The organism is Bacillus sp. JJ1609 (assembly GCF_036967045.1).
GTDB lineage: Bacteria > Bacillota > Bacilli > Bacillales > Cytobacillaceae > Mesobacillus.
Window position 1 is genome coordinate 1 of sequence record NZ_JBALSS010000048.1, and the last position, 16,523, is coordinate 16,523.

The window sequence follows — 16,523 nt, forward strand, 5'->3', positions numbered from 1 at the left end:
AGTTGTTATGGGAGAGGCGGTAACGACCATTCGAAGAGGAAATTTCCCTGTGAAAGGTTCTTATAGAGGCGGTAACGACCATTCGAAGAGGAAATTTCCCTGTGAAAGGTTCTTATAGAGGCGGTAATGACCATTCGAACAGGAAACTTTGCTTTGAAAGGTTCCTATAGAGGAGATAACGACCATTCGAACAGGAAACTTCGCTGAGAGAGGTTCTTATAAAGGCTATAACGACCATTCGAATATGAAATTTCTCCATAAATGGTTTTAACAAATGCGATAACGACCATTTGAAGAGGGCAAATCCCTATGAATAGTTTTAATAAAGACCATTCAGAGCGAAAAAAGATTTGATGAATTTGAATAAAAATTGAATAGATTAATAGCAATTCAGAGTGAAAATTAAAGACTTTAGAAAAGAGTGGCTTGCATTAGAGTGCCAGTCTTATTTTTTCAAAATGTGTAAAATTACTGTCAAGTTATTTTACATAGTGTCTAATGAAAGCTTGTTGCAAATCAAAGATAATTTTACTATAAGATAAATTTTTTAAAAATTTAGAAAAAGATAAAGGAGGCTTCGTAATAATGACTGTGATCAAAAATGAAACAGCTGTATTGAAGAACTTTATTAATGGTGAATGGGTGGTTGCACAGTGCACTGAAACTCTGGATGTACCGAACCCGGCAACAGGTGAAGTATTGGCGAAGGTCCCTGTTTCTTCAAAAGCAGATGTAGAGCTTGCTGTAAGTGCTGCAAATGAAGCGTTCAAAACATGGAAAAACACTCCGGTGCCGAAACGGGCGAGAATTTTATATAAATATCATTATTTGTTGAGCGAAAATCATGAGAAGCTGGCGAAGCTGATCGTTCAGGAAAACGGCAAAGCCTATAAGGAAGCGCATGGTGAAGTCCAGCGCGGTATCGAGTGCGTGGAGTTTGCAGCAGGGGCGCCAACGTTGATGATGGGTGAGAGTCTCTCCAATATTGCTGAGGACATTGACTCTGAAATGTTCCGTTATCCTCTTGGTGTTGTAGGAGGAATTACTCCTTTTAACTTTCCGATGATGGTGCCTTTGTGGATGTTCCCGCTGGCGATTGCCTGTGGAAACACATTTGTGCTAAAGCCATCTGAGCGGACACCGCTTTTAGCAAATGAATTGGTTGAACTGTTTTCAGAAGCGGGCGCTCCTAAAGGCGTGCTGAATATCGTTCATGGAGCCCATGACGTCGTGAATGGCTTGCTTGACCATGAAGATGTAAAAGCGATTTCCTTCGTTGGATCACAGCCAGTTGCGAAATATGTGTATGAAAGAGCAGCGGCACAAGGGAAGCGTGTCCAGGCCTTGTCCGGGGCTAAGAATCACCATATCGTCATGCCGGATGCGGATATGGAAAAGGCTGTTACTCATATCGTCAGCTCTGCTTATGGAAGTGCGGGCCAGCGTTGCATGGCGTGCAGTGCTGTTGTCGTGGTTGGCGATGGAGATCAGTTTGTTCAGGCGTTGAAGCAGAAGGCTGACGAGCTTGTCATCGGAAATGGATTGGATGACGAGGTTCTCCTCACTCCAGTAATCCGTGACTCTCACCGTGAAAAGGTGCTGGGCTATATCGAAAAGGGAGTGGAAGAAGGGGCGACACTGCTACTTGATGGGCGGAATGAAATGGATGAGTTCAAGGATGGCACATTCTTGGGGCCAACAATTTTTGACCATGTTTTACCTGACATGACGATTGCGAAGGATGAAATTTTTGCGCCGGTATTAAGCTTACTGAGAGCGGAGGATCTGGATGAGGCACTTGAATATCTTCGAAAATCCCGTTACGGAAACGGTGCGACCATTTATTCAAAGGATGCAAAAGCCATTAGACAATTTAGAGAAGAAGCAGATGCAGGAATGCTAGGAGTCAATGTTGGCGTTCCGGCAACAATGGCCTTCTTCCCATTCTCAGGATGGAAGGATTCTTTCTACGGAGACCTGCATGTGAATGGCAAGGATGGGGTGAACTTCTTTACGCGTAAAAAGATGATCACTTCTAGATTTGATTATTAATCGGGGAAGTTTTTTGTAAAAGCCTGAAAGTAGGAGGAAGGCAGGAATGACAAAGATTAAACAAGGTGAAGATTTTCTCACGAAGGATCGGGATTATGTCTGGCACTCGATGAAGCCGTACAGCCCGGATAGTACCTTGATTGCTGAGAAGGCAGAAGGTTCGTGGGTGACGGATCATAATGGAAAAAGATATTTGGATGCTATGGCCGGCCTGTGGTGTGTGAATGTTGGATACGGCCGGGAGGAGCTTGCGGAGGCTGCCTATGAACAGCTAAAGCAAATGGCTTATTTCCCGCTCAGCCAGAGCCATATTCCGGCGATTAAACTGGCGGAAAAATTGAATGAAATGCTTGGTGACGAGTATGTGATCTTCTTTTCCAACAGCGGGTCTGAGGCTAACGAGACTGCGTTCAAACTCGTTAGGCAGTACCACCAGCAAAAAGGGGAAGGCAGCCGTTACAAAATCATCTCCCGCTATCGGGCCTACCATGGGAATTCAATGGGTTCATTGGCGGCAACTGGCCAGGCGCAGCGGAAGTATAAGTATGAACCGCTGGCACCTGGATTCCTGCATGTGCCGCCGCCGGATCTGTATCGTGGCAAGGATAAGGTGGATGCTCCGGCAAGTGAGCTGGAATCCGTGAAGGATATCGACAGGGTGATGACCTGGGAGTTGAGCGAGACGATTGCCGGTGTCATTATGGAGCCAATCATTACTGGCGGCGGCGTGCTTGTTCCGCCGGATCAGTATATGAAGGGTGTAAAAGAGGTTTGTGAAAAGCATGGCGCGCTGCTGATTGTTGATGAAGTCATTTGTGGATTCGGCCGGACTGGAAAGCCTTTTGGCTTTATGAATTACGATGTTAAACCGGATATCATCACGATGGCTAAGGGAATCACGAGCGCTTACCTTCCTTTGTCCGCTACAGCCGTTCGTAAGGATATCTATGAAGCTTTTAAAGGCTCAGAGGAATATGATTATTTCCGCCATGTGAATACGTTCGGAGGCAATCCGGCTGCCTGTGCGCTAGCTTTGAAGAATCTTGAAATCATGGAAAATGAGCAGCTGTTTGACCGGTCGAGGGAGCTTGGAGATTACTTGAAGCAAAGCTTGGCTTCGCAACTGGCTGACCATCCGTTTGTTGGAGATGTACGCGGGAAAGGCCTGCTCGTCGGAATCGAACTCGTTAAGGATAAATTATCTAAGGAGCCACTTGGTTTTGACCTTGTCAATAAGGTGATTGGCGGGTGCAAGGGCAAGGGCCTCATTATTGGTAAAAATGGCGCAACCGTTGCTGGATACAACAATGTTCTGACTTTATCTCCGCCGCTGAATATCGAGACGGAGGATCTTGAGTTTATTATTCAGACCCTGACCGATGAGTTGAAGGCGATTCAGTAGAAGATTATTAAGAACCAACTTTGACACTCGTAATCCTTGGAAGTTTTTAGGATTACGAGTGTTTTGCACAATGTCCAATGAGATTCCAATATGTTACCAGAGAGGTAGATGGACAATGAAAATTGGTGTGCCTAAAGAGATTAAAAACAATGAGAACAGGGTCGCGCTTACACCGGCGGGAGTGATGCAGCTCGTTCAGCATCAGCATCAGGTCTTGGTGGAAAAAGGAGCGGGGCTGAATTCCGGTTTTATCGATGAGCTTTACATGGAAGCTGGCGCGTTGATTGTTGATACGGCCGCAGAAGTATGGAAAAGCGAAATGGTTGTTAAGGTGAAGGAGCCTACTCCTGATGAGTATCAATATTTTTATGATGGACTGATTTTGTTTACGTATTTACATCTGGCAGCTGATCGCGCTTTGACAGAGGCTTTGGTAGAAAAGAATGTCGTGGCGATTGCCTATGAGACCGTGCAGCTGCCAAATAGGACGTTACCATTACTGACACCGATGAGTGAGGTTGCTGGAAGGATGGCAACCCAAATCGGGGCATCTTTCCTTGAAAAATCCCGTGGAGGCAAGGGTGTCTTGCTTGGTGGTGTGCCTGGTGTGAACAGAGGTAAAGTTACGATCATAGGCGGAGGTGTGGTCGGCACGAATGCCGCCAAGGTTGCAGTTGGTCTTGGGGCACAAGTATCAATCCTTGATGTGAGTCCGGATCGTCTGCGTGAGCTTGATGATATTTTCGGCAATAGCATCACGACATTGATGTCGAGTCCTTATACGATAGCAGATACTGTTGCAGAATCTGACCTGGTCATTGGCGCGGTACTTATTCCGGGTGCGAAGGCTCCGAAACTGGTAACTGAAGAAATGGTCTGCCTGATGCAGGAAGGATCCGTCATTGTCGACGTTGCAATCGATCAGGGCGGGATTTTTGAAACAGCCACCCATGTTACCACACATGCCAATCCGACATATGTAAAACACGGCGTTGTCCATTATGCGGTGGGGAATATGCCTGGCGCAGTCCCGAGGACTTCAACAATGGCGCTTACCAATGTGACGGTTCCATATATTTTACAAATAGCTAACAAAGGCTATAAGCAGGCATTCGAGGAGAATGAAGCCTTACATAAGGGGCTGAATGTGGTTAGTGGAAGGATTGTTTATGATGAAGTTGCTAAGGCTCATCAGATGACGATGATTTAGGGAGTTTGTTATTTTTTGATAGCAAAATTGATAATTTTTAAGAGCTTAGAGCGCTTGCGAGAGGCAATGCACCTCAAATATCAGTACTCAAAAGTGATTTTCTTATAAAGGAGGTATTTTTCATGACTTTGCAGACTTTAACAATCAACAAACAGCGTTTGGAACAACGAATCAATGAGTTAGCGGAGATTGGGAAGATCGGTGAAACAGGTGTATGCCGTCTTGCCTTGTCCAAGGAGGACCGCCAGGGAGTTGAAAAGGTTAAGTCGTGGATGGAGGATGCAGGACTAACTGCAAGAATCGACGATTTCGGTAACCTGATTGGACGGTTCGAAGGTGAAAGTCCAGATGCACCGATTTTAATGCTTGGATCCCACATAGATTCGCAGCCTTATGGCGGCCGGTTTGATGGGGCAATTGGTGTGCTAGGTGCTTTGGAGGTCGTGCAAACGATGAAGGAGCACAATATTGTCCCTAAGGTGCCGATCGAAGTCGTTGCTTTTTGCGATGAGGAGGGTTGCCGATTCAACAAAGGACTGTTTGGTGTCAGGGGAATCCTCGGCAAACTGGAAGAAGGTGAGCTGGAACGGGCAGACAAAGAGGGAGTAACCAGGAGAGAAGCACTGATAGAGTTTGGCTGTGATCCAGAGAATTTCCAGGCATCTCAATATCCAGAGGTGAGTATCGCTGCTTTCCTTGAAATGCACATTGAACAGGGTCCTGTTCTTGAGAAGAATAACTTGCCGGTTGGCATAGTTACTGGGATTTCAGGCCCGTTGTGGTTGACCGTTGAATTAGAGGGATTTGCTGGACATGCTGGTTCCGTACCAATGCCGATGAGGCAGGATGCATTAGTCGGTGCAGCGAAGGTTATTATTGCCCTCAACGAATTGGCAAGTGAAGATCCAGATGCCCCAACGGTTGGTACTGTAGGAAGCTTAAAGGTCTTCCCGGATTCAAGAAACATAATTCCTGAAAAAGTCAGCTTTACAGTGGATTTAAGAGATATTGATATTAATAGAAGACACCGGATAGAAGAGCAGCTCAGAATGAGAATTGACGAGATCACAGCTCAGCATGGATTAACATGCAAGATCTCGAAGGACACAAATAGTGAGCCGCGTTACTGCTCCAATGAAATAATGGATGTCATGCGTGAGGAAAGCAAGAATATGGCATTGGATACGATGGAGTTGATGAGCGGTCCATTCCACGATTCCCTAGCTTTATCATACGTCTGTGATTACGGAATGATCTTCGTCCGCTGCAAAGACGGAATCAGCCACAATCCAGCAGAATTCTCTACCATAGAGGATATATCCTTAGGAACAGAATTACTGTACCGGACAACAGTAAAGATGGCAGAAAAAGCCTAAAACAAAAACATTTTACCCCTTTAAAGCGCCGGGGGTCTGACCCCCAGTGCTTTAGAGTGTTAAAGAGGCAGTATATTGAATCAAGAGAAAAGCTTAATAAAAGAAAATGAAGGTTGAACTTACAATGATCAATGGGGAAGTTTTATACGATTCTCAGAATCTTTGTTTAGAGGCAGTTTTTGATTTGAATTAAAGAGAAGAAGCCGATACAGCATGTATCGGCTTCTTCTTTTTAACCAATTAGCTTTGATAATCGTAAAGAATTTTACAAAAATAGAACTGGTCTAAGAATGTATTATCAATCTAATTTAAGAAGGGGTGATATTGATTGTTCTTTATTTGAAATTGGTAGGTTTGTATAAATATTGTTAAATAAGTCCATTAGAATAAAAAATTCTTACCATACGTCCAGCCGGTGGAGAAAGGGGTTAAATGAATGGAAAAATCTCTATGATTTTTTATGGAAATTTTCAATAAATTCAGAAATTATTTCTCGGGAAAGCGCAGGATATGACTTTATTTTTACATAATGTCGTACTTTGGAATTTGGTGACGAACATTGAAAGTGAGATGAACTATAAAGCAGTTTCATAGATTTTTGCAATGGAAGCTTGTACATTTAGGGGGGATTTATACACATAGGTTGGTTGATTATCTTCATTATTGCCTAATTGCCAATAAAATCATTTATCGTATTCATAAGAGATTGGTTTCTTTAGAAAAGGAGATGAAAAGATTAAAGGGTAAGAAGGAAACATTATATTTTCAACCAACAATTTTTAAAAAGTCGCTTTTAATGAAGTAAAGTTATATAGGCAGCCACATTCATTTCCCACAGAAAATATGGACTAAAGTCCATTTACTAATCAAAGGCATAAGATACATCTGTAGACCTTTGAAGGGAATGATTAAATTGTATAATGACCCGAGAATGTATGCTTATTACAGTAATGCAAATGCACCGTTCAATAACTTAAATCGCGAAGGAACATTTCCGGAATTATTTGAAGCCATACTTACTGGTATCAAAAGAGAAGCTTCAGAAGTTGATTTTTATCAGCGCATAGCAGATGCTGCGCCTAATCAAAATCATAAAAGTGTCATTTTGTATGCAGCAGAAGGCAAGAAATTTTATTTGCAACAATTTACTGATCTGTATGTGTCCCTTACAGGAATCCAGCCTGAGTATGAAGTTGACAAAGTTACTTTTCACAGTTATAGAGAGGGTTTGCAGAAGGCTTATGCAGCTGAGGCAGAGGGTTATCAAGAATATCGAAACAGTTTTTCCCTTAGTCAACATCCGCTAGTACAACATGTTTTTGCATGGGCTTTTTCCGCAAAATCAGAGTATGCATCAAGATTTGCTGTTTTAAGTAATGATGTTCCTTTGGAAATAAGAGACTATGGTCGAGAACCTTTTGTAGTGAATATTGACGAGGCTACTACACAAAACGATACTTACCGCACAGCTTTATGGACTGGAAAAAATCTGCAAGTGACCTTGATGAGTATTAATGTTGGAGATGATATCGGGTTAGAGGTTCATCCGACTACGGATCAATTCCTGCGTATTGAAGAAGGTCAAGGTCTTGTTCAGATGGGTGACAGTAAAGATCAATTAGATTTTGAAGAACAGGCGTTTGATGATTATGCGATCATGATTCCTGCTGGAAAATGGCACAATGTCACCAATACAGGAGATAAACCGCTTAAAATTTATGCAATCTATGCACCGCCTGAGCATCCATTTGGTACTGTCCATGAAACGAAAGAAGATGCCATGGCTGCTGAAGAAATGTAATAAAAAAAAGGACTGCTGAGTCCTTTTTTTGTTTAGTTGTGATGAAATTAAATAATCAACATCCCTGTACCAATTGTAATCAGAATGGCTCCAGCAATAGTAAACTTGGTTGGCTTTTCTTTTAAAATAATAAAGCTTAATACCATGGTAAGTACTACACTAAACTTGTCGATAGGATTAACAATACTTACCTTCCCAAGTGCAAGAGCGCCAAAGTAGCAAAGCCACGAAAGTCCTGTTGCTGCTCCTGACAAAATTAGGAATATATATGCTTTCCTTGTGATCTTGTTGAGTTCTTTAATAGTTCCCTGAAAGAAAACAATGCCCCAGGCAAATAAAAGTATCACTATTGTGCGGATAAAGGTAGCAACATTAGAATCCACGTCTTCAATCCCGATTTTTGCCAAAATATTAGTTAGTGCGGCAAAAATAGCTGATAGAATTGCGAGGAAATATAAGATTTTGCACTGAAGACCTTCTTCTCTTTGTTATTCTTATCTTTTTTTCCTATTAAAACGAAAGTTCCAATTGAAATCACTATACCCCCAGTTACGATTGTAGCCGTAGCAGGTTCCTTGAGAACAATAAAGGATAATATGATCGTTAAGACTACACTTGCTTTATCAATCGGTACAACCTTCGATACATCCCCAATTTGTATAGCTTTAAAAAAACATAACCATGATAAACCTGTTGTTAGTCCTGATAGTACCAGGAAAATGAATGCGTGCATAGAAACGGTCATAATGTTATCAGTTTGTCTCGTTATGACCACCATTAGAAATGCCATAATCAAAACGACGATGGTCCTGACTGCTGTAGCCAAATTAGAATCAACATTCTCGATTCTCATCTTAGCTAGTATTGCTGTGAAAGAAGCAAATAAGGCAGCCAGTAGTGCTAAAATAATGCTCATGTTTTGGCTAACTCCATTTCTGTGTGAACCTAATATGCATTTTTAGTTTGTAAAAAAGTCCCAGTAATATTCAGCAGTTGTTTTAACAAACACCGAGACCTTGTTAATAACGAGTCTAACTTTTGATTACATCCTTCACTAAGATGTATCAAGATAGCAAGTAAACGATGTTTTCTTACCGTTTCTTTTTGTTAAAGAAGGAATATTTTATCGACTATAGAATTTACAGTTGATGGTATTTAAATACGATGAGGTGTTAAAACATGTTTGAAATTAAAAATACTGACTATCCACCATTGGATACTGAAAGAATGAACTTGCGGATTTTAACCCTTGAAAACTCTAAAGAAGTTTTCATACATTTCTCAGATAAAGATGTCACCAGGTTTATGGATATTGAACCTTGCAAAGGAATTTATGAAGCTGAAGAGATTATAAAATTTCATACAGAGGACTCTGGCTGCAGATGGGGTATGTATGATAATAGCAATAATAAATTCATAGGTACGATAGGGTTCCATTATTTGAGAAAAAATGAAAATTATATAGCGGAAGTTGGTTTTGACTTAGCTGAAGAATATTGGGGTAAAGGCTTTATGTCTGAAGCAATGAAGGAAGTCATTTTTTTCGGGTTCACAAAAATGGGTTTAGATACAATTGATGCAACTGTTGAACCTGCAAATGAGAGATCTTTGCATTTAATGAAAAGATTAGGATTTAAAGAGTATGAAGAACTGAAGGACGACTTAGTTTATTTTTATTTTGAAAAGAACGATTTGTAGGATGAGGCTATATAGCCATTTTAAATTGATTAATATGAAATAAGGTTTGAGCTGTTTTATGTATTTCCTTCTTAAAAAAACTAATCAGGCCTTCCTTGTCTGTTATTTTTTAACCAAATAGGGAAAAACAAAGTTATATCTCAGTAAATCATTATTGTTAAAGCAGTTTTGACTGTTTGACACATTACTGGGGTTAATATTTTGGTTATAAAAATAAAAGGAGGTATGCAGATTGAACGATATTACTGTTTATACAACAAATACTTGACCGTACTGTACAATGATGAAACAATTCCTTGAGGATCAAGGATTAACCTACAAAGAAGTGAATGTGCAGTTAGATCAAGCAGCTGCCCAAAAGCTAGTTGAAGAGACTGGACAGATGGGCGTACCGCAGACAAATGTAAATGGACACTGGGTACTCGGCTTTGATCCTGAAACGCTGATGCAGTATGTAAAATAGGTTATGGAAAAAGAGGCTAAGGCCTCTTTTTTACTTTATTTAGTATTTCTAGGAGTGTCAAAAATAGCATAAATCATAGCTGATTTTTTTCACGAATTTTTAAGTACTTTTCTAGATAACGAGATAGGATAGCTATTGTTTTCTTAAAATTTGGTATAATTAGAAGCAATCATAAACAACTTTCTAATAATAGACAGGAGCACACGTAATGGATGAAACAGTCACTTTACATGGTTCATATAATCAATCTAGGTACCAAGTGGCCGGACATGGTATACGGGATGTCCAGGTATTAAAGGAAGCATTCAAGAATATTGATGGCAGTTTGGTAAGCGATATTTATGGAAGCGGGAAGGTCATTGAAGATTTTCAGGTTAAAATGGCTTCATTATTAGGGAAGGAGAAGGCTGTCTTTTTCCCAAGCGGCACGATGGCTCAGCAGATAGCTTTGCGAATCTGGTGTGATGAGAAGGGTTCTCAAAAGGTAGCTTATCATCCTTTATGTCATCTGGAGATTCACGAGGAAGATGGCTTGAAAGAATTACATAAGATTGAAACGGTATTGCTTGCTGATAAAAATAGAGTGATCGAACTTGAAGAGGTTGTCGGAATGGAAGCTGGTATTTCATGCCTGTTGCTTGAATTGCCTCAGCGTGAAATAGGAGGGCAGTTACCTGGCTTTGAGACTCTTGTACAAATTTCTGAGCATTGCCGCAAGAAAGGGATTAAGCTACACCTTGATGGAGCCCGTTTACTTGAAGTACTACCTTACTATCAGAAAACGGCAGCTGAAGTTTGCGAGCTTTTTGATAGCGTATATTTGTCCTTTTATAAAGGCATTGGCGGTATTGCAGGGGCGATTTTGGCTGGAGATCCACCGTTTATCGAGAAATCCAAGGTCTGGAAAAAGCGTTATGGCGGGGATTTAATAAGCTTGTATCCTTATATACTTTCAGCAGATTACTATTTTGATAAAAGAGCTCACAAAATGCAGCAGTACTATGATAATGCGAAGGAGCTCGCCCAGTTTTATAATTCATGCCATGATATCTCAACACTTCCGCAAGTTCCCGTTTCAAATATGTTTCATGTTCACATCCCTTACGCAAAAGAGGAAGTGGAAGCGGTTATAATAGAAGTTCAACAACGAACAGGGGTTGGTATCACCAACCATTTAAGAGAAACGGGAGAAAATTCCTGTTATTGGGAAGTGAGTTTGGGTGATCGTTATTCAGAGGTTCCAAAGGAAACTTTGATAGAAGCATTTAATCTGCTTGATTTGAAGATGAAGTTGAGGTTTGAAACTAAATAAATAAATAATTTGAGTTTTTGGCTAACTTAATAGGGCATGAGTTCTGTTTGTACGGGCTCATGCCTTTTAGTTTGGAAATGGTTTAGAGACTACTTTTTATTTCGCCGTTAAGTGGATCAGTAACCATCAGCCAATTCATTAACTATCAAAGAAAGGGTAAATACGCATAATATGTTTTTGCAATTTCTTTGCATGTAGTTGTTTTACCAACACTGCTTGCTCCCTCTAACAATAATCGTCATTCTTTATTAAAGTATCATTTATCTGTGTGATGACGGTGTCCTTAGGGAGATTGGAACAAAGGCTTTCTAAAGATGAAAATTTCTCCTCATTAGAAAATAAGTAAAATCCAGCTCCATCGTGGAAAATAGTGATAAAAGTGGTTTCTCCGTCTATTTTAAAAATAGGGATGGACCTGTCTCTTTTCCTTCCCCATTCCTTCACTTTCTCTAATCGGAATATCAAATTATCCGAATAGGAAATAGAGTAAAACTCATTTTGTGCTGGAAGCCAAAAAGTCTCATCCATTACAAGCTTTAGGGCATTTGGACAAGGAATCTTTACAGTAAAACAAGGTGGATGATATTGATGCCTGCCTAGGAAGTCATAATATGATCTTTTTTCATCAAGGTCCTGCAATGTGAAATTTAATTGATTCCTTTTTAAAAAAGTTATATATTCCTCTGCCTGGTCCTCATATAGAACAAAGGTTAGATAGAGCGGATAGTTGTTTTGAGCAATAAGGAAATCGAGTAAAAAGTTCTTGTTTTCTTCGACATAGTCACCGTCTTCTGTACCTCCTCCAATGAAAAAGACTCTTTCAATGGCTCCATCCAAGCTTGTGAAATGCCCTAAATTATTAAAAAACTCTTCAGTTATAACTTCTTCAGTTATCCATATTTCTGCCATTTGTCTGCTCCTATCTGAAAATCTTAAAGCATTTTAATATTTATACTTTTACCTGCTTAGATCCATTTAGTCAATATCATCAAAATAATTGAGAAGACAGTTTAACAATCCAAAGAGGACTGATAACCAATAGATTTTTACTGTGTATCGTAAAAAAGAGCATTCTGGTTTGTGCAGAAATGCTGGTTCACTTTTTAAATTTTTCCATCATTTATAGCTTCTGATTTAAACAAAGCTGGATTGTTTTGAGTGTTCAAGCTTTGGGTGGATGCCCACAGATTCGCCAGGAATCTTGGCATCATTTGCTGGGAAGGCATGCAGCCATACCTTGAAAAATAGATAAACAGCTTTAAGTATGTACGCGCATTACCAGGAAGGTGGATTTCTTGTGCGTAAAATTCATTCTCCGTTAATGTAGCAAAAGAACGAGTTTCGAAGCCTGAAATGAAGCGTGTTTTCTCACCCTTGTATTCATTTTCGATGAAATGGATTTTTTTAATTATGGTCGGGTCATCATTACCATCATAGTTTGCGAGCCTTGCCTGCTGAAAGGCGGGTACAGAATCTAATTCTGAAACAAGTGATAACACATGACCATATGCTTTATCGTGACCTTCATATAAAGGAGTGAGATTTAAATCTTCTAGTAAATTTACAAGCTGAAGAGTTACTCTTTTTAAATATGTCGGCCTGAAAATTTGCCTCGACAGCTTCAACTCATCCAAAGAATCACAAACAAATGAGGTGAAAAAGTACCATTGTCCGTTGTCATCAAGACTTAAATCATACTTTCTTCCATCCTTCTCCAACAGATAATCCTTAAAACGAACCTCTTTGTCGAAAGTAAAATCACGTTCTTTCTCCTCCCCAGGCATAAAGCCAAATGGTGCTTCAATAGGGACTGCAATTTCTGAATATAATTTATTCTTCAAGTTGGGACACACCTTTTTTAGTAAGTTCAATAATAGTCAGATTACCCATTCCTTCTCAGTTGAACACCTTCGAATATTAAAAAATAATTCCATTGGCGACTTTACTAAAGGGTGTGGTGAGGAAGGTTTTAATTCATGTTTGATTTATAAAAAATAACAAGGGGAAGTTGACTAAGTCAACTAATAATTCTATACTTAAGCTTGTAATAAATTTTCGAAATATTCAGGAGGGAAGAGATGGATACAAACCAATATGTAGAGAAGATTAGGAAATTCAATCGTTTTTATGCGAACGTTTTAGGTAAAATCGATCAAGAAATCTATAATCAACCTTTTCCTTTAACAGAGGCACGTGTTATTACTGAAATACATATCAGAAAAGGCTGCACAGCAACAGAAATAAGAGAAAACCTTGGGATTGATCGCGGTTATATGAGCAGAATAGTTCAAAAATTTGAGGAAGAGAAGATCATTTTTAAAGAGCAATCATCAGATGATAAACGCCAATACTTACTCTTTCTTACTGACTATGGTAAAGAAATTTTAAATGGCCTGGTTGAAAATGCAAATCGCGAAGTAAGTAAATCGATTCAAAAAATGTCCAATAGTGAACTGAACAAGTTGATAAGTTCGATGGAAGCCATAGAATCAATTTTCTCAAAAGAACATTCCGCTCAGCCAGAGGTATCCATTAGAACATTTCAACCAGGGGATGTTGGTTTTGTAGCACACTTGCATGGAAGGCTGTACGAAAACAAATATAATTTTGGGAAGATATTTGAATATTATGTTATGAAGGGCTTAACAGAATTTATGATCAATACTGATGGAGGAGAACTTTGGATTGCTGAAGTAGATGGTAAAATGGTTGGTTCGATAGCCATTACTAAATCCGATCACTCAGTTGCCCAGCTAAGATGGTTTGTTTTAGATGAAAATTATCAAGGTATGGGTATAGGTACGAAACTTATGGAGACTGCTATCGGTTTCTGTAAAGAACAAGGTTACAAAAATATATTTTTATGGACAGTAAGCATTTTAAAAACGGCTCGTTATCTTTATCAAAAGTATAATTTTAGATTAACAGAAGATAAACCAAACGATGAATGGACTGGGGCGAAATTAGTGGAAGAACGATGGGAATTAAATCTTTCTGATGAATCGTTAACTCCATAAGAAGAGTTCATTGAGGCAGCTCTTATTCTATAAAAAGGCATTCGTACAAAATAAACAAGCATCTATTTTGCTAGTCGCGAGAACCATCATGCTGTTTATTGTGAAGATCTGACAGAATGAAAGTGGAACTAGGTGGTCCTAAATGTTAGATGAGAGAAAGAGTTCTTACTTGGACTAACGTGAAAATTACATATTATGCTGATGAAGCAAACATCGGAGGGGCTAGATGAAGACTGTGATTGGATATAGTGGAGGCAAGGATTCAACGCTTGCTTTATTTAAAATACAAAATAATCCTGATTACGAGATTGACTCATTGCTTGTGACTCTTACAGAAGGCTTTGATCGCGTTTCAATTCATGGAGTTCGATATGAACTGCTTAAGCTGCAGTCCGAGTCCCTAGGCATTCCATTAAGAGAAGTCTGGATCCCGAAGGATTGTCCAGATGAAAAGTATCAGGAAATTATGGGTAAAGCCGTTGCTAAGATGAACGATGACGGAGTCACTCATATTGCTTTCGGTGATATTCACCTAAAGGATGTTCGGAATTATCGCGAAAAAATGCTTTTAGGAACAGGAATAACCCCACTATTTCCTCTCTGGGAAATACCTGTAGAGGAGATCTGCAGTGACTTTATAAACCTTGGCTTTAATACAGTGCTAACATGTATTGATATGGATAAATTAGATAAGACCTTCGCAGGAAGAATATATGACTGGGAGTTTGTAAGAGATTATCCTAAAGAAACTCACGATATCTGCGGAGAGAATGGTGAGTTCCATTCTTTTATATTTGATGGTCCTAACTTTAAATTTCCTATCAATTTTGAATTAGGTGAACAAAAGGTAACACCTGACTATTTCACCAAAAAAGACCGATTCCTTTACATAGACTTAATTCCAATTTAGATTACAGGAAATAATGAATAGATTTAATGAAAGGAAGTATTCATTATTTATCTATCTTGAACTTCAACTAACCGGGCAGTTAGTTGAATAAGAAATGAAAACGTTGTATATATCGAAGCAACGAGAGGAATGGGATAATTTGAAAAAGGTTTAATTAATAAACCCATCACTTTGCATGTTGGAAAAGGGTTTTGAAACTATGTTCTAATCGTCTTTTTATAGTAATAATTGACAAATTCATAAAAGAATAAAAAAATTGAAATAACTACTATATATGTTGGAATTGAGTACATCAGTTTCCAGCCATGATAGGTGAATACATTGAACTTAACACTGATATAATCAAAAAATATAGCAAAAATTGTCCATACTACAATATAAAGAACCAATTTTATTCCTTTCGGCATAAGTTTGTCATAAATATAAACACACATATAACCAAAAGGAAGATAAATCCCGTCTAAAATTAAGTCAAACCATTCAAATGCATTCGAATCGTTTAAGTCATATAAATCATATGGCCAAGGGGTGGCGATGGTGTGATCAATAATCTTAGGGATTGCTACACTTAATAATAGGATAAAATAGTTATTTCTGAAGGGAATCTTTTAGGTAGCTTAAACAAAATTGTACTTAAAAGAATTATGATTATTATAAACCATTCATTTTCATCAAAGTCATTTGGCATAGTTAACATTTATAACGAACGCCTCTCTTCAAATAATTTCTTTCTATAGTAATTCCACAAAAAGTATGAACTAGAAACAATAAAGCCGAATTGAATAAATGAATAGCCGACATTCCAATTCTTTTTTATTAGGAGACCTGAAAAAATAAAGCAATATTCGATTAATACCACCATAATAATCGCAAGTAAAATAAGACCATATTTTTTCACTTTATTATTGAAAATTAACGAAATATCAAAAAACCAGATTATGAGAAGAGGAAACAAGACGAGTCTCTTTAAAATACGGGTATAAAAATCCCCTAAGTCTTTTGAAAACCCTAATCCTTTAAGATTTATTAAAATTAATGAGTAACTGTTATGGATAAGTAACCATATAACCATCCAAAGGAAAAAAATTTCAAATAAATGCATTCTTTTTGAAGTGACACAGAAGGAAATAAATAGAATTAAGGTTATTGATAAAAAAATGGATAATATCATCTAGATCACCTCAAAGATTGAGTGTAATTAGTTTTTGAAAGAAAACTGAAAAATATTCTAGAGGTGTGACAATAAGATAACGTTTTTCAAGTTAAGAGTTACGTTTTATAT

General features: G+C 38.8%; 14 protein-coding genes. 10 read left to right on the top strand and 4 right to left on the bottom strand.

All coding sequences use genetic code 11. The annotated features are described in order from the left end of the window. Positions 1–585 precede the first annotated feature (585 nt). The 5 genes from V7654_RS23465 to V7654_RS23485 all read left to right on the top strand — a co-directional run bounded on the left by V7654_RS23465 (position 586) and on the right by V7654_RS23485 (position 7,841). Positions 586–2,052 carry a CoA-acylating methylmalonate-semialdehyde dehydrogenase gene (locus V7654_RS23465; protein ID WP_335433296.1) on the top strand — a complete coding sequence of 489 codons (1,467 nt, stop codon included), beginning with the start codon at positions 586–588 and terminating at the stop codon, positions 2,050–2,052. 46 nt (positions 2,053–2,098) lie between these two features. Next, positions 2,099–3,454, top strand: coding sequence for an aspartate aminotransferase family protein (locus V7654_RS23470; RefSeq protein ID WP_335433297.1), 1,356 nt, complete (start codon positions 2,099–2,101; stop codon positions 3,452–3,454). Between the two features lie 115 nt (positions 3,455–3,569). Beyond that, positions 3,570–4,664 carry an alanine dehydrogenase gene (gene ald, locus V7654_RS23475; protein ID WP_335433299.1) on the top strand — a complete coding sequence of 365 codons (1,095 nt, stop codon included), beginning with the start codon at positions 3,570–3,572 and terminating at the stop codon, positions 4,662–4,664. A gap of 122 nt (positions 4,665–4,786) precedes the next feature. Then, on the top strand, positions 4,787–6,040 hold the full coding sequence (locus V7654_RS23480) for a M20 family metallo-hydrolase (protein ID WP_335433300.1): 1,254 nt from the start codon (positions 4,787–4,789) through the stop codon (positions 6,038–6,040). Positions 6,041–6,944: 904 nt separating this feature from the next. Continuing rightward, entirely contained in the window at positions 6,945–7,841 is an 897-nt protein-coding gene (locus tag V7654_RS23485; protein WP_335433301.1) for a cupin domain-containing protein, read from the top strand. A gap of 47 nt (positions 7,842–7,888) precedes the next feature. On the opposite strand, the gene V7654_RS23490 is transcribed toward V7654_RS23485, so the two are convergent. Further along, entirely contained in the window at positions 7,889–8,248 is a 360-nt protein-coding gene (locus V7654_RS23490) for an EamA family transporter (RefSeq protein WP_335433303.1), read from the bottom strand. Between the two features lie 8 nt (positions 8,249–8,256). Beyond that, on the bottom strand, positions 8,257–8,757 hold the full coding sequence (locus V7654_RS23495) for an EamA family transporter (RefSeq protein ID WP_335433304.1): 501 nt from the start codon (positions 8,755–8,757) through the stop codon (positions 8,257–8,259). A gap of 263 nt (positions 8,758–9,020) precedes the next feature. On the opposite strand from V7654_RS23495, the gene V7654_RS23500 reads away from it, so the two are divergent. The 3 genes from V7654_RS23500 to V7654_RS23510 all read left to right on the top strand — a co-directional run bounded on the left by V7654_RS23500 (position 9,021) and on the right by V7654_RS23510 (position 11,314). Further along, positions 9,021–9,539, top strand: coding sequence for a GNAT family N-acetyltransferase (locus tag V7654_RS23500; RefSeq protein ID WP_335433306.1), 519 nt, complete (start codon positions 9,021–9,023; stop codon positions 9,537–9,539). A 232-nt stretch (positions 9,540–9,771) separates the two neighbouring features. Continuing rightward, positions 9,772–10,002, top strand: coding sequence for a glutaredoxin family protein (locus V7654_RS23505; protein ID WP_335433307.1), 231 nt, complete (start codon positions 9,772–9,774; stop codon positions 10,000–10,002). Between the two features lie 208 nt (positions 10,003–10,210). After that, complete coding sequence (locus V7654_RS23510; RefSeq protein ID WP_335433309.1) at positions 10,211–11,314, top strand: threonine aldolase family protein; 1,104 nt, start codon at positions 10,211–10,213, stop codon at positions 11,312–11,314. 225 nt (positions 11,315–11,539) lie between these two features. Here the strand turns inward: V7654_RS23510 and V7654_RS23515 are convergent, their stop codons facing one another. Further along, positions 11,540–12,223 carry a hypothetical protein gene (locus V7654_RS23515; protein WP_335433310.1) on the bottom strand — a complete coding sequence of 228 codons (684 nt, stop codon included), beginning with the start codon at positions 12,221–12,223 and terminating at the stop codon, positions 11,540–11,542. 194 nt (positions 12,224–12,417) lie between these two features. Then, complete coding sequence (locus V7654_RS23520; protein WP_335433311.1) at positions 12,418–13,155, bottom strand: hypothetical protein; 738 nt, start codon at positions 13,153–13,155, stop codon at positions 12,418–12,420. Positions 13,156–13,392: 237 nt separating this feature from the next. Between V7654_RS23520 and V7654_RS23525 the strand changes: the two genes are divergently transcribed. Both V7654_RS23525 and V7654_RS23530 read left to right on the top strand, forming a co-directional pair. Next, positions 13,393–14,331: a bifunctional helix-turn-helix transcriptional regulator/GNAT family N-acetyltransferase gene (locus V7654_RS23525; protein ID WP_335433312.1), complete on the top strand. Its 939-nt coding sequence runs from the start codon at positions 13,393–13,395 to the stop codon at positions 14,329–14,331. Between the two features lie 226 nt (positions 14,332–14,557). After that, positions 14,558–15,241 (top strand): hypothetical protein, encoded by a 684-nt coding sequence (locus V7654_RS23530; RefSeq protein ID WP_335433314.1) that lies wholly within the window; start codon positions 14,558–14,560, stop codon positions 15,239–15,241. The last annotated feature ends 1,282 nt before the right edge of the window (positions 15,242–16,523 follow it).

What these genes read in the sequence shown, in the direction of transcription:
- V7654_RS23485 (WP_335433301.1), top strand. Translation starts at nt 6,945, where the DNA reads ATGATTAAATTGTATAATGACCCGAGAATGTATGCTTATTACAGTAAT.
- V7654_RS23515 (WP_335433310.1), bottom strand. Translation starts at nt 12,223, where the DNA reads ATGGCAGAAATATGGATAACTGAAGAAGTTATAACTGAAGAGTTTTTT.
- V7654_RS23465 (WP_335433296.1), top strand. Translation starts at nt 586, where the DNA reads ATGACTGTGATCAAAAATGAAACAGCTGTATTGAAGAACTTTATTAAT.
- V7654_RS23480 (WP_335433300.1), top strand. Translation starts at nt 4,787, where the DNA reads ATGACTTTGCAGACTTTAACAATCAACAAACAGCGTTTGGAACAACGA.
- ald (WP_335433299.1), top strand. Translation starts at nt 3,570, where the DNA reads ATGAAAATTGGTGTGCCTAAAGAGATTAAAAACAATGAGAACAGGGTC.
- V7654_RS23530 (WP_335433314.1), top strand. Translation starts at nt 14,558, where the DNA reads ATGAAGACTGTGATTGGATATAGTGGAGGCAAGGATTCAACGCTTGCT.
- V7654_RS23525 (WP_335433312.1), top strand. Translation starts at nt 13,393, where the DNA reads ATGGATACAAACCAATATGTAGAGAAGATTAGGAAATTCAATCGTTTT.
- V7654_RS23510 (WP_335433309.1), top strand. Translation starts at nt 10,211, where the DNA reads ATGGATGAAACAGTCACTTTACATGGTTCATATAATCAATCTAGGTAC.
- V7654_RS23495 (WP_335433304.1), bottom strand. Translation starts at nt 8,757, where the DNA reads ATGAGCATTATTTTAGCACTACTGGCTGCCTTATTTGCTTCTTTCACA.
- V7654_RS23500 (WP_335433306.1), top strand. Translation starts at nt 9,021, where the DNA reads ATGTTTGAAATTAAAAATACTGACTATCCACCATTGGATACTGAAAGA.
- V7654_RS23470 (WP_335433297.1), top strand. Translation starts at nt 2,099, where the DNA reads ATGACAAAGATTAAACAAGGTGAAGATTTTCTCACGAAGGATCGGGAT.